Origin of the sequence: Parasphingorhabdus sp. (assembly GCF_039977335.1) — a bacterium.
Classification (GTDB): Bacteria; Pseudomonadota; Alphaproteobacteria; order Sphingomonadales; family Sphingomonadaceae; genus Parasphingorhabdus.
In genome coordinates, this window is record NZ_JBDWDI010000001.1 from 203850 (window position 1) to 217825 (window position 13976).

A 13976-nucleotide genomic window follows, 5' to 3' on the forward strand; every position below is an offset into this window, starting at 1 on the left:
TAAAGCGCAGCACTATGTTCGCGCGAAAATCAGATACCAGCGATCCGCGCCCGCCATCTGCGGTGTCCAGCGGTGTGGGTGTAGCGGGCCTGATGGGATTGCTGTCGTGGATCTTGATTGCGCGGCAATATGGGATGGACGGGCCTTATTCTGCTCTGGTTGCTTGCGCGGCTTGCGGCGTACCGATGGTGATTTGGTCGCTGCTCTATGACAAAGTGCATCTGCGCGCCTCTACGGGCATTGACTGGAAAAACCCTAAATCGCTCAAGCAGACATTTGATGTTAGCGTCGCCAAACTTGCCGGTCTTTGGGCAACATGGGCAATTATTGCTCTGATATATTGCGTTGGTCGTTGGTATTGGACCGGCCAGTATCAGTTTTCGATGGCAATGATGGAGACCGCCGCACCCTTCGTGCTGGGGCTATCCATCCCCTATGTAATGTGGATGGACCGCCGGTTTGTTGAGCCGCGTGACGGTGCTTGGCATTTCGGGCAATTTCTGATGGGCGCGCGCGGTGAATATGACCGTGAGCAAATTTATCATCATTTACGGGCATGGGCGGTGAAGGGGTTTTTCCTCGCCTTCATGATTTCAATCGTCCCAGGCGGTTTTGGTGACATTGTCCGCCTCGACATATCGCAAGTTATCAATAATCCTGTGGCCATCGCCCATTGGCTGATTATCGCGATGTTTGTCGTCGATGTACAGTTCGCTACCGTTGGTTATTTGCTGACCATGAAGCCGCTTGATGCCCATATCCGCACCGCTAATCCTTATTTGGCCGGCTGGGTCGCAGCGCTGATATGCTATCCACCTTTCATCCTGATGGATGGTCCGCTTAACTATCATGTCAATACGGCTGACTGGGCTTACTGGTTAGAGGGATATGATGTTATTTTGGCCATTTGGGGCGGAATATTGGTTATCCTGACGGCCATCTATGCCTGGGCTACGGTTGCCTTTGGTTTGCGATTCTCGAACCTTACGCATCGCGGAATATTGACCCATGGCCCCTATCGATTCACGAAACATCCCGCTTATGTTGCCAAGAACCTATATTGGTGGCTGGCAACCATGCCATTTCTGGTCACATCTGGCAGCTTCACCGACATGGTGCGCAATACAGTCATTATCGCAGCGGTTAGCAGTGTTTATTATTGGCGTGCGAAGACCGAGGAAAAGCACCTGCTGAACGATCCTGCTTATAAGGAATATGCAGAGTGGATGGACCGTAACGCCCCAATCCCGCGCGCGATCAATTGGGCCAAAGTGAAAGTCGGCTGGTGGCCGTCGCCGGATAAAGCAGAACCCGAAATTCAGCCTGCTGAATAGGGCACTCATTGGGGCTTCCAAAAGTCGCGAGGTGATCATAAACCGGTCCCATGACAGTAATAGGTACAGATGGAAAACGTCGCTGCTTCGGCGGACAAGCGGGCAAGGAATTTTACGGCGTCTATCATGATGAGGAATGGGGCATTCCAGAACATGATGATCAAAAACTGTTCGAAAACCTGATATTAGAAGGCGCACAGGCCGGACTGAGTTGGGAAACCGTGCTTCGGAAGCGGGACGGCTATCGCCGCGCCTTTCATGGTTTTGATATCGCGCGCGTAGCGGCCATGACCGACGACGAGCTGGAAGTTTTGCGGGAAGATGAAGGGATCATCCGCAACAAGCTGAAAATCTATTCCACGCGCAAAAACGCCCTGGTTTTTCTCGATATGCAGAAGGAATTTGGAACGTTTGATAGCTGGCTTTGGGCTCATGTAGACGGTACGCCCATTGTGAACCGGCCCAAGGATATGTCGGAAATGCTGGCGACGTCCCCCATCAGTGATGCGATCTCCAAAAACCTGAAAAAGCGGGGGATGAGTTTCGTTGGTAGCACGATCATCTATGCCTATATGCAAGCAATCGGCATGGTCGATGATCATGCGGCGGACTGCTGGCAAGCCTGAACGCTGTTATCGCACCGGAGCCGTCTGATCTGCACAGTTGGCAACGACTATCATTGCTGCGATAGGGCAGCAATGACACATCCCCAATCCACAAGAGCCGCCGCTTTATCCCGGCTGGCAGATTTTACCGCGAATATGGGCCACAATTACGCGCATAAGCGCAATTTTGATTATGGGCCGAACGCTGATACCGAACAGGATGGATGGCGCGACAATGTTTCACGGCTATCACCCTATATCCGGTCGAAGCTGCTCACCGAACAGGAATTGATCACTGCGGCGGTAAAAGCCCATGGTGCGCAAGGCGCAGATAAATTCATCGCGGAAGTGCTGTGGCGTGGATATTTTAAAGGCTGGCTGGAGCAACGCCCGGAAGTTTGGGCTGACTATGTCACAAACCGGGATGCCAAATTCAAAAAACTCAAAGCACAGGGCGGTTTGCGCAAAATCTATGAGCAAGCAACCGAGGGTCGGACTGGTATTGATGCCTTTGATCATTGGGCCAAGGAACTTGTCGAGACTGGCTATCTTCATAACCATGCCCGCATGTGGTTTGCCAGCATCTGGATGTTTACCCTCAAACTGCCTTGGGAATTGGGCGCAGACTTCTTCTTACAACACTTGATCGATGGTGATCCCGCATCCAACACGCTATCATGGCGCTGGGTTGGCGGATTGCATACCAAGGGTAAAACCTATCTCGCGACCAAAGAGAATATTACGCAATTCACGGATGGCCGGTTCACGCCGGTAGGTTTGGCCGCGGAAACGGTTCCGCTGGAAGAAGATAAGAATTACAAATTACGACCGCTCAAAATACCACCTGCACCGCCCGCAGCGGCGGCTTTCGCACTATTGGTTCATGAAGACGATTGTCATCCCGAGAGCCTTATATTGCCACAGAAGCCGTCCCTGATCATTGGTGTGAGCGGATCAGATGGAAAGAGCCCCAAAGGGGTCTCGGACAAGGTCCGCGCATTTTCAAACGGCGCAGTCACTGATGCTTTGGTCCGCGCTGCGGATCATTTTAGCTGTGATACAGTGACTTGGAACAAAGGCGAAAAACTAAGGGACGTCTTGGCCAAAGCCAAGCTGGAGCGGCTCTTGTCGCCGTGGCTACCGGTTGGTGCGTTGAAAGATGCAATTGGCAAAGAAATTAGCGGCAACAATGTCCGTTGGGTGATGCGCGAATATGATGCAGCGATCTGGCCACTGGCGACCAAGGGATTTTTCCCGGTCAAGAAAAAGGCGCCCGATGCGCTGCGTGCTATGGGGATGGAGCTGTAATGAAAGAACATTTTGAACGCCATAAACAGCCTTGGAACAGCGAAGAAATTCAGAAACTGCATGCTTTTGCCAAAAAGGGCATGACCCTGAAAGCAATATCCAAAGCGCTGACTCGCAGCGAGGAGTCGATTAAAAAACGGGCCAAGTCTGATAAACTCAAAATAGCGAAGAAGCGCTAGCGACTTTCCTGTAAAGCTATGTAAAATAGGGAAAATAGTAAAATATTTACGATTTCCCGCTACCCCGCGCAATGTGGGGACTAAATGACTATGAATAGTAAAGCTGAGGAGCTGGGGCGCTCCGATCAGGACTTGATATTGCGGGAGCAACTTGCCGAACATGGCAAGTCTGTTCGGGTGACGGTGTTCGCGAACCTCGTCAATGCGGCTATTTTGTCGATTTTGTTTTTTGATCAAGCGCCGCTTGCCATGCATGTCCTTTGGTATGCGATGTTTGCTTATCTTTCCATCAGCCGCCTGCATTTGGCCAAGCGCTCCAGAACTGCCGATTTACCTCGCTCCGAGATGCTGAAATTGAAAGCAGGGATCACATTTAACGCAGCTGGCTATGCTCAAATGTGGGGTGCGGGAGTGGCTTGCCTGCTTTCGGTTGCGACGTCGAACCAACTGATGCTTCTAGCAATTATTGGCGCTGGTAAAATGAGTACCGCAGTGGTCTCTTATCGTCATATCCCGGAAGCGTCGCGTGCATGGACCATTATCATGTATGTCGGTCTAACAACGGGATTGCTATATCTTGGCGGTATTGAGAGCTATGCCGCAATTGCGCTGCTGACGATGTTTGGATCGGTTCTATATATCAATGGAGCCAATATATTCGAGAATTTCGCCAATCAGCTAACCGCCGGGCAGGAAATTCAGCGATCAGCCGAAACGGTTAGATTGTTGCTGAACGATTTTGAAGAACAAGCATCGAACTGGCTGTTTTCAGTAGATGCCGATGGCTGTCTGATCGACGTATGCGAACGTTTTGCAGAGGCGGCCAATCGACCACGAGAAGCCATGAACGGGATGAACCTGATATCACTGATTGAAGATGAGGAACATCGTACGCAACTTGCTGATCATATTGCCAATGGCCGTTCGTTTCGGGATATGACCGTTTCCATTGATGTTGGAGGGGATCAGCAATGGTGGACAATCAGCGCCCGGGTTGCTGAAGAAGTATCTGGTGCTGGAAGCGTCGCATTCAGAGGCGTGATTGAGGATATTACTGCGCAGAAAAATGCGGAAGCTAAAGTAAGCTATATGGCTCATTTTGATGGCCTGACAGATCTGCCTAACCGGCGTCTGTTTACGGAAACGCTCAACCGTACGATCCACAGAGCGCAGCCAGATGATGACATTTCGTTGATCTTTTTCGACCTCGATCATTTCAAGGCAATTAACGACACATTGGGGCATCCCATTGGCGACAAGCTGCTGCAGATGATTTCACGCCGGCTCGAAAGTTTGGCGAAGCCAGGTGATTTACTGGCCCGTATTGGTGGCGATGAGTTCGCACTGCTATTGACAGGCGCGCGCGCCATATCTCAAGCCGATATTGCCGAAGCGATTGTGGATCAAATTGGCAAACCGTTTTTGGTCGATGATCATAACGTGGTTTCCAGTGTCAGCGTTGGCGTGGCCGCATGGACCTCCGATATGCAGGATGCAAATCAGCTCTTAAAATATGCTGATTTGGCGCTCTACTCAGCAAAAGGTGCAGGCCGGAACAGAGTTGCCTTTTTTGAAGAGGGTATGGATGTAGCGGCAGAGGCGCGGCGCAATTTGGAACTGGATTTGCGAGCATCGCTAGGCCGCGATGAAATGCGTTTGCACTATCAACCGCTTGTAGATCTTAAGACGCAACAGAAAATCGGTTATGAAGCACTACTGCGATGGGAACACCCGGAACGCGGCGTCGTCATGCCAGATGATTTTATCGCTGTGGCCGAAGAAACCGGCATGATTGTCCAACTGGGCGAATGGGTCATTCGCAAAGCACTTGATGATGCTGCGAGCTGGGATGAGAAATTGACTGTGGCAATCAACTTGTCACCAACCCAGATGCGTAGTGCAAGCCTGGTATCCACAATCGTCAGCGCCCTTGCTCATTCGGGTGTTGATCCAGGCCGTTTGGAGCTGGAGATCACCGAAAGCATATTGATGCAGGACAGTGAAGCGAATATCCGGACTCTGCATACGCTTCGCGATCTGGGAATCCGGATCTCGCTGGATGATTTTGGTACGGGCTACAGCTCGCTGAACTATCTGCGCAGTTTCCCGTTCGATAAGATCAAGATCGATCGTTGTTTTGTGAGTGAGATTGATACGCGTGAAGATTGCCGGGCGATTATTCGTTCAGTCATCAGTCTCGCACAAAATCTCGGCATGACGACGACTGCAGAAGGTGTCGAGCGCGAAGATCAGGTGGACGAATTGCGGATGGAAGGCTGCGACCAGGTACAGGGTTTTCTATATGGAAAAGCAGAAGCCTTGGAAGAATATACCGATTTGCGTTCCAATCAAGCGCAGATTCCCAAGGTTGAAACGATATACCTGCCCGCAGCGGAAGTTCCGATTGCAGCAGATCAGCAACGCAAAAAGGCCTAATGCTTTAGCCAAATATGTGATTGGCAAATCATAATCTTGACGCGGCGGCTGGTTCGCAGCATGGCCATATCATGCGATTTTTCTCCGACAATGCAGCCTCTGTCCATCCCAAGGTGATGGCCGCGTTGGCTGAGGCCAATCATCAAGACACTGCTTATGACGGCGATGTTCTGAGCGCACAATTGAGCGGCGCGTTTTCCGAACTGTTCGGAACGGATGTCGAGGCGATGTGGGTCGCAACCGGCACCGCCGCCAATTCCCTGGCCTTAGCGGCACTGTGCCAGCCGCATCAGGGTGTGATCTGTCATGAAGAAGCCCATATTGAGCAGGATGAAGCGGGGGCACCCGGCTTTTACACGGGCGGGGCGAAACTGATGCTTGCTGGCGGTGCGGGCGCAAAGCTTTCACCTGACACCATTGATACCATGTGCGCTGCGATCCGAGATGATGTGCATCAGGTGCAGGCCTCTGCTGTATCGATCACCAATGCGTCGGAATATGGGCTTGTCTATCGCCCGGAAGAGGTCGCTGCGGTCGCGGAAGTTTGCAAACGCCGCGGTCTTGGTTTGCACATGGATGGCGCACGCTTTGCCAATGCGGTGGCGACTTTGGACTGTCATCCGGCAGATGTGACATGGAAAGCAGGCGTCGATGTGTTGAGCTTCGGCTTTGTTAAAAATGGCGGCATGGGCGCAGAAGCGCTTGTTTTCTTCGACAAGGACCTCGCCCGCGAAACTCATTATCGCCGCAAGCGTGCCGGCCATTTGCAGTCCAAGGGCCGCTATCTCGCCGCGCAGATATTAGCGATGCTGGACGGTGACCTGTGGCTGGACAATGCCCATGCAGCTAATCAGGGCGCGCAGATTATCGCCGAGGCAGCCCGCGAACGGCTGATCTATCCGGTTGAGGCCAATGAGATTTTCATCAAATTGTCGGCCAGCGAAGCCGAAACCCTCCGCAATGCCGGTTTTGATTTTTATGATTGGGGCGAAGGGCAAGCGCGGCTCGTCACCAGCTGGAACCAGAGTGCGGAGGATATTCATCCGCTGGCAGAGGCTATCGGAGCCTTATGAACGCACAGCCAAGCGGTGAACCGAGCTTATTAACACCGCGCATATTACTCCCTTTTCTTTTGGTGTCGTTGATCTGGGGCTCGACCTGGCTGGTTATCAAGGACCAGATTTCCGACGTCCCGCCAAGCTGGTCGGTCAGCTATCGCTTCGTCATCGCATCAATGGCCATGTTCGTGCTGGTGGGCTTCAAACGATTGCCCTTCCGATTGGGCGCAAAAGGCCAGTTTTGGGCTGTCTTGATCGGCATTGCGCAATTCTCGTTTAACTTCAATTTTGTTTATAATGCAGAACTCTACATCACTTCCGGACTGGTCGCGGTGCTGTTTGCGTTGCTGATGGTGCCCAATGCCATATTAGGCCGGATCTTTCTGGGTCAGCGGATTAATGGCGCTTTCATAGCCGGATCCGCCATAGCAGCAGCCGGAATCGCGCTGCTCTTCTGGCATGAGTACAAGAGCTCACCAGCCACGCTTGCCGATGTTCTATTGGGAGTCGCCCTGACTGTCGGCGGTATTTTATCGGCGTCGGTAGCCAATGTGATGCAAGCGCTGCCCAAACTCAAAGACGATCCGATCCTGACCTTGTTGGCATGGGCAATGTTCTGGGGGGCGGCGATCAACATCTTGCTGTCATGGATCTCGGTCGGGCCACCGGTCATCGAAATGCGAGCGGCTTATATTGGTGGCATTGTCTATCTCGCGATTGTCGGTTCGGTGGTTACCTTCCCGCTCTATTTTTCGCTGTTGCGTGAAATTGGTGCAGGCAAGGCAGCCTATTCCAGCGTGCTGGTTCCCGTGGTTGCGATGATATTGTCGACCCTGTTTGAAGACTATGTCTGGACTGCGCTGCCAGCGGCTGGCGCGCTATTGGCAATGGCCGGGCTCTTGGTGGCATTGCGATCGCGCAAGCCAAAGACGGATTAATGCTATCAAAGTATGCGCTAAATCTCGAAAGCGGACGTTCAATTTCTCTCTGCAGCTCAAAAAAATGCCGCCTCGAAGAATTTACTTAGGCCTTGGGTCTATACCAGATCGGTGATGAGTAAGCGCGTTCCTGTTGTATCATGATCACGTCGTCGGGTAGCTCGATATTATGTATTAGTGCATCATAAACCGGCCATGTCGGTGTCGGGATTTCCAGAACGCGGGCGTAATAAAACGCGTTTTGCGCAGCATCGAAATCGGGGTCCTGCCACCAAGTGGTCAGTTCAGGTTCGCCGCTGCTATTGTCCCAAGTGCCATTGGTTAGATCGACATTATTCGACGCAGGTGTCACTTTTCCATCGCTGTCCATGGTTCGTGTTTCAGCGTTGCTCCAGCTGACATTATAAACTTTTTCGTGCGTCTCACCCTTTGTATCAATCCAGCCTTTGATTATCTGGATGCGATCAAGGCTTGCGTTGTCCGGATCCATCAACGCGCTAACAAGGAAGCTTGGTGCTTTGGTTTCTCCGCCGTTTTTATCAACCAGTTCGCCGCCCATCGGCACACCTTTTGCATAGCCGGTCTTCACGAGATCGCCAGTATCACCTTCAGCAAAATCAAAACCGCCGAAGAAACGCAATTGCATGCGTGGTCCTGTGGTTGCGTATACTTCGCGGCGCATCATAGCATCGAAAATGGCTTCGCGCGTGTTGCTGGTCGCCCAGACGGCAGCATAGCCGCTCGACAGGTAATGCCAGCCGATCCGGCCTTTGCGTCCACCTAGCAGCGATACGGTCGAGGCGCGCTTCGCGTTGTTGAATTCCAGTCCGCTATGTTTGCCGAAGAAATTATCTTCGTCGGCCGTGGCCAAGGATGTGTGGCTATCGGTTGACCCGATCATGCCCAGTTGAAAGGGATTGGTTCCAAATTTGACGGTCAGCTCGAGACCGCGTTTCAAGGCCTCGCGTATATAGGAGCCGCCATAGGTCTCCGGCGGCGTGTCCTTCGCGCAGATCAAGTTGCACCGATCCCAACCGGTATTGCCGAAGCTGGCAAATTCATCATTAGGGGACAAAAACGGATGCGCTTCGCTGTCGCCCTTGATCTGCGTGACTTCAACAATCGGCTCCCGCATTGCGCGCGTTTTGACATAGGTTTCATCGAGCGGGCTGCCGTCAAACTTGTTCATGGCGAACATGCGGCCATCGGAAATATTACTGTTATGCGGAATGGCCAGCACCTTGCCGCCGGTTTTCTGTTCATACGCATCCATATAGGCCCAGAGCATTTCGGGATCCCGTCTGCCAAATGCACTAAAAGGTAAAGTGTCGCCCATTTCTGCCGGAGCATCGCGGAACATCACCACGCGGTGCAAATTGTCGCCGCCCGGGCCCGGCGTAAATTCAAAACCCATGAATGCCGTAAATTTTCCCGGTTCATTATATTGCTCAACGATCTGGCCATGCTTGGCCCACAGACCAGTTGTTCGCCTTTTTGACGTTTCCGGGTCGAGCAGCCCGTCAGGCAAGGTTCCTTTGCCGGCACGATCGATAATTTCTGCGGTAGCACGAAGACCTGCATTTGAACCCGGATCCTCATCATTGAACATGTCATGCCATTTGAGGCGCAGTTCATCACCCAGCAATTCGGCACGTGGCGTATCGGCAATTTCCTTTGTTGCGCCCATTGCTCCGGCATGATCGGCGATCACCAGAAAATCGAGCGGTCGAGCCAGTTTTGCTTTTGCGCCTTTGGTCGCGACCACTTCTTCGCCGCGAGCAAATCGCAGCGCCGCTTCGGAGTTAAGTCGGTTCCCAAAACCAAAAGCATCACCGCTATTGTCGGTGTGGAGATGGGTGTCGCCCCAAAACACCTGTGTCGGATATTCTGAATCGGAGACGTTTTCACCAACGGTTCCGCTACTTTTTGCATCACTGCATCCAGTCACTGCCAATGCCATCGTGCAGGCAAAAGCCATCAGGTTCCTTTGCATTAACCGTCTCCTTGATTTCGTATCTGCACGCCTGATTTTGCATCAGCTTTGTTCTGCATTTGCCTTGCGCTTAGTTCGTCCAAGATGCGATCATGTTCCGCTCGTGTCAGATGGTATCTTGCATAAAACAGCAAAGAAAAAAGCGCGGCAAAGGCCATGATCGGTCCGGACATCACGCCCAATCGCCAGACAACATCACTGTCAACTTCACCCGGAACAGCCTCGAACGGCAAGATGATAAACAGGTCCAAACTAACCCCGGCAATGAAGTGGCCAGCGGAATTTGACGCCTTTGCAAAAAAGGCGCGCGCGGAAAAGATAAGGCCTTCCTGACGCAATCCGGTGAACAGCTCGTTCTGGTCCGAAATATCACCCAGCATTGACAGGATCGCGACCAGCCCGATTGCAAATCCAAGTGCAGCACACATCACACTCGCGACCAGCAATGGCATGAGCATTTCCGAACCATTGGCGGGCATTAGCCCCAACAATCTGAGATCAATTGGCAGTTGAACGAATAGAATGAGGGCAAATAGCCCGCCCATAACAACAAATCTTCGTTCAAATTTTTTCATCAATAGCGGTGACAAAATCGCACCCAATATAATTGCCGGAACCGATGCCAATCCAAACCATCTGATTTGCTCGGTCTGGAGCTCCCAAAAATATGTGTATACGAATACCTGCAAAGTCTCATTCATGCCGACTGAGATCATGAGGAGAAAATAGCCCACCATGATGTACGCATAGTTCGGGTTTTTCAGCGCTCCCAAGAGGTCTTTATAGAAACTTGTCAGAGAGAGGCGCTCTTGGCCGATTGGTGGTTTGCTAAGATGGGGAATGCGGTTTTTTGTTCCAATCGCGCTAAGAAAAATCGAGACGAGTATGATGCTGCACGCGGTCATCACAACGGGGCCATAAGACGAGGCGTCCAGATGTTTGGGGATCACTGTGCCATCAGCGAGCACAGATTCTCCAGCAAAGAAAAATCCCCAAGCGGTGAACGCGAATAATGCGCCGGAAGCATATCCGAATACCGAGTTAATACTGAACAATTTTGAACGGTCATTGGCGTCTTTGGTGAGCTCTCCACCGAGTGCAAAATGAGGTATGGTGTAGAGCGTTAGAAATAGCCTGGCCAATATGGTCCAGCTCATCAGCCAGACAAATAGCCACATTTGATCGGGATCACCGGCTAAACCCCCGGTAAACATTTCGGGGGGATTGAAAATGAAATATAATGAAATCGCCAGCGGTATCGGAGCGGCGAATAGGAACGGATGACGCCGTCCCCACCGTGAACGCCAACGATCCGAAATCATCCCGACCACAGGATCGGATATCGCATCACCCAATATCGCGAGCATGATCGCCGTGCCGATCAGGGAATTGGAAAGCCCGATAGCTTGATTATAGTAAATCGAGATAAACGTGTTGAACATGCCGAGGAAGACAATTTCCCCCATCGAGCCGACGCCAAAAGCGATTTTTGTCATTAAGGGCAGTTTTTGACGAATATCGTTCATTTTCAGCCCATTTTCTCCCAAAGTTATGTTATACAATATTTATAATAATGAAACCGCTAATATGATCGGGAACAAGCAATGAAATTATACCACCAGGACGGCGCACCGAACCCGCGCAGGGTTAAGATATTCGCCGCTGAAAAGGGCATTAGTCTCGAGCTTGTACCGATCATTATGTTGAAGCGTGAACATAAAACACCGGAATTTCTCGAGAAAAACCCAAGCGGGAAAATTCCTGTGCTCGAATTGGATGACGGACGCTGCATCCCGGAATCGGTCGCAATTTGTCGCTATCTGGAATCGGTCGAACCGGAGCCCAATCTGTTTGGCCGCGATGCCTATGAACTGGCCTATATTGAAGCACGCAATCGACAGATTGAATTTGAATATTGGCGGGAAATTGGAATCTCGTGGGTCAACGGTCCGATTGTGGCGCAACTGGGAATAGTGAAACAGGTTCCCGAAGCTAAAGAGTTAAGCGACAAGAATACCCACCATTACTACAAACGCCTCGATCAGGAATTTGCATCATCCGCTTATGTTGCTGGTGATCGCTTCACGGTGGCGGATATCACATTGCTGACGGGCTTGGATTTTGCGACAGCATTGGTGGGGTTGAAGCCTGATGAAAGCCTGAAAAACCTGTATCGCTGGCACAAGGAAGTTTCATCGCGCGCCAGTTGCCAAGCTTTCAGCGCTATGCCCAGCGCATCGTCTTAGTCGCCATCCATTCAGTCGGGTGAAACGAAACTCTTCATGCCGGAATGGATGAACTGAAGAGCGTCTGCAATCATCCTCTTGCGGTTGCCGCCGTGGAGCCGCCATTGTGCTGCGGCCGCTTGTGATACGCCGGAAGCAAATATTGTCATCTTCGCCGCCTGGCTGCGGCTGACCGGATAGAATTCCATCAAGCGGTCCACCAGCAATTCGCCAACACCTAACGTGTCTTTCATATTTGCAGGATGCAGCGAGGCTTCAATATCCGGCTGGCTGCGGAGTATTGAAACGATATTTCCGTTGGCGCCTTCATCAAAATTGGAGGTTACTGCGATCCTGACGACATCTTCATAGGTTTTGGCTTTTTCCAGTTTCAATTTGATATCGCCATAAAACCGTAGCAGTTCGCGTCCGAGCAATTCTTGCAACAGCGCCAGCCGCGTATCAAAATATTTGTAGATTAACGGATTACTGACATCTGCTTCCTTCGTCACTGCTTCCATGGTTAGCGACGAGAACCCGCGCGACAGGATGATGTCGCGCGCGCTATCGAGCAGTTGGTTGCGTCGCTCCTTGGGAGCAAGACGGAGGCGTTTTTCCTTAAGCATCATTCACGAATAAACGTCGCAGCGGGAGAAACAACCGGTAAGTGGGTTGGCTCCAAGCCTGCAATCTACAGCCCCATCAAATCCTCAAAATTTTTGCTGTAGAAATGATCCAGCTCGTCCTTGGTCGCATCAACCGCGTTGAGGCTGCGTTCAAAATCACCAAAGGGATCGCTGCCACCTTCGGGATGTGGATAATCGGTGTTAAACATCAATATCTCTTTACCCACACTGCGCATAACCCAACCGGCATCTTCAAAGTGGAGCGGCGTAACCCGCACCTGACGCGTCACATATTCAGAGGGCTTGATCGACAGATCGCGCAAGGCCACGTCGAATTTGCCGAGTTCCTTCACGCCGATATCAAGATTCTGCATCATCGCCGGCACCCAGTTTGATCCCAGCTCGATCAGCCCAATTTTCAGGTTGGGGAAACGCTCCAGCACCCCGTCATAGATCATACATGTCATCCACCGTTCGATGGAGTGGTGCAGTACATTAATATCTTTCGGTTTTGTGGTTTCCAGATTGAACGGATTGCCTTCGAGCACACGTTCGACTCCAGTGTTCATATATACTTCCGGCATTCGGACACCGCTGCCGATGTGCAATACGATAGGCACTCTGGCCTCCTCCATTACCGCCCAAATCGGGTCATAATCTCTGTGCGAAGGTGCCCGGCCGTCGACTGCATCAGAAAGAAGCCAGATAGCCCTGATGCCAAATTCAATCGCCTGCTTTGCGCTTGCAAGAGCTTTTTCCGGATTGTTGAGAGATATGAATCCAACCGGTAGCAAGCGATCATCACCGGAACAGAAATCCACCATGCCGCGGTTCAAAGCCTCGGACCCTTCATAGACCACACGTTCATCTTTCGAGCGGGCAAAACGTGAAAGCGCGGCAAGCGGAAAGACAATCTGCGACTGGATGCCCATGATGTCGAGCGCTTCGCTGCGCTCCTGTTTGTCAATCGCACCAAAGGCAGCCCACTGGTTCATCTTCGCCTTGTGACCGAAGATATTGGATTTCAATCCCTCGGTTAGTTCCGGATTGTTACCGGCAAGGCGTTGGTTCGCCATTTCGACAATAGGTTCAATCCCGGGAAGTGATTTGGAAATCAGTCCTTCGGCCAGATTTTCCTTCACATATTCGCTGGCATATTGATCGAGCCAATCAAAAGAATCGGTAATATGACTATCGGCATCATGAACGATACGGCCGGTACGGTGAGAAGCTTCTTGTTTTTCCTGAGTCATTGTCGTCGCCATTGCGCTATC

The 13976-nt window shown here is 51.5% G+C and carries 12 protein-coding genes; 8 read left to right on the forward strand and 4 right to left on the reverse strand.

The genetic code is table 11. The features are described 5' to 3' along the window. The first annotated feature begins 14 nt into the window (after positions 1–14). The 7 genes from ABJM21_RS00980 (at position 15) to ABJM21_RS01010 (ending at position 7858) form a co-directional block, all read left to right on the forward strand. Complete coding sequence (locus ABJM21_RS00980) at positions 15–1334, forward strand: isoprenylcysteine carboxylmethyltransferase family protein (RefSeq protein ID WP_348302433.1); 1320 nt, start codon at positions 15–17, stop codon at positions 1332–1334. Positions 1335–1384: 50 nt separating this feature from the next. After that, complete coding sequence (locus tag ABJM21_RS00985; protein WP_348302432.1) at positions 1385–1960, forward strand: DNA-3-methyladenine glycosylase I; 576 nt, start codon at positions 1385–1387, stop codon at positions 1958–1960. A gap of 72 nt (positions 1961–2032) precedes the next feature. Continuing rightward, positions 2033–3247 (forward strand): FAD-binding domain-containing protein, encoded by a 1215-nt coding sequence (locus ABJM21_RS00990; RefSeq protein ID WP_348302431.1) that lies wholly within the window; start codon positions 2033–2035, stop codon positions 3245–3247. Next, positions 3247–3426: a hypothetical protein gene (locus tag ABJM21_RS00995; RefSeq protein WP_164115781.1), complete on the forward strand. Its 180-nt coding sequence runs from the start codon at positions 3247–3249 to the stop codon at positions 3424–3426. The genes ABJM21_RS00990 and ABJM21_RS00995 overlap by 1 nt, the downstream gene beginning before the upstream one ends. A 90-nt stretch (positions 3427–3516) precedes the next feature. Next, a complete protein-coding gene (locus ABJM21_RS01000) occupies positions 3517–5862 on the forward strand; it encodes an EAL domain-containing protein (RefSeq protein WP_348302430.1) in 2346 nt (781 codons plus the stop codon). Between the two features lie 71 nt (positions 5863–5933). Beyond that, a complete protein-coding gene (locus ABJM21_RS01005; RefSeq protein WP_348302474.1) occupies positions 5934–6935 on the forward strand; it encodes a beta-eliminating lyase-related protein in 1002 nt (333 codons plus the stop codon). Continuing rightward, positions 6932–7858 (forward strand): DMT family transporter, encoded by a 927-nt coding sequence (locus tag ABJM21_RS01010; protein WP_348302429.1) that lies wholly within the window; start codon positions 6932–6934, stop codon positions 7856–7858. Before ABJM21_RS01005 ends, ABJM21_RS01010 begins: the two co-directional genes overlap by 4 nt. An 85-nt stretch (positions 7859–7943) precedes the next feature. Here the strand turns inward: ABJM21_RS01010 and ABJM21_RS01015 are convergent, their stop codons facing one another. Both ABJM21_RS01015 and ABJM21_RS01020 read right to left on the reverse strand, forming a co-directional pair. After that, positions 7944–9851: a DUF3604 domain-containing protein gene (locus ABJM21_RS01015; protein ID WP_348302428.1), complete on the reverse strand. Its 1908-nt coding sequence runs from the start codon at positions 9849–9851 to the stop codon at positions 7944–7946. Further along, positions 9851–11377 (reverse strand): MFS transporter, encoded by a 1527-nt coding sequence (locus ABJM21_RS01020; RefSeq protein ID WP_348302427.1) that lies wholly within the window; start codon positions 11375–11377, stop codon positions 9851–9853. The genes ABJM21_RS01015 and ABJM21_RS01020 overlap by 1 nt, the downstream gene beginning before the upstream one ends. A 78-nt stretch (positions 11378–11455) precedes the next feature. Between ABJM21_RS01020 and ABJM21_RS01025 the strand changes: the two genes are divergently transcribed. Then, positions 11456–12097, forward strand: coding sequence for a glutathione S-transferase family protein (locus ABJM21_RS01025; protein WP_348302426.1), 642 nt, complete (start codon positions 11456–11458; stop codon positions 12095–12097). A gap of 11 nt (positions 12098–12108) precedes the next feature. Here the strand turns inward: ABJM21_RS01025 and ABJM21_RS01030 are convergent, their stop codons facing one another. Then, positions 12109–12705, reverse strand: coding sequence for a TetR/AcrR family transcriptional regulator (locus tag ABJM21_RS01030; RefSeq protein ID WP_348302425.1), 597 nt, complete (start codon positions 12703–12705; stop codon positions 12109–12111). A 62-nt stretch (positions 12706–12767) separates the two neighbouring features. Then, the gene (locus ABJM21_RS01035) at positions 12768–13967 is read right to left on the reverse strand and encodes an amidohydrolase family protein (RefSeq protein ID WP_348302424.1); all 1200 of its coding nucleotides are present in this window, start codon (positions 13965–13967) and stop codon (positions 12768–12770) included. Positions 13968–13976 lie beyond the last annotated feature (9 nt).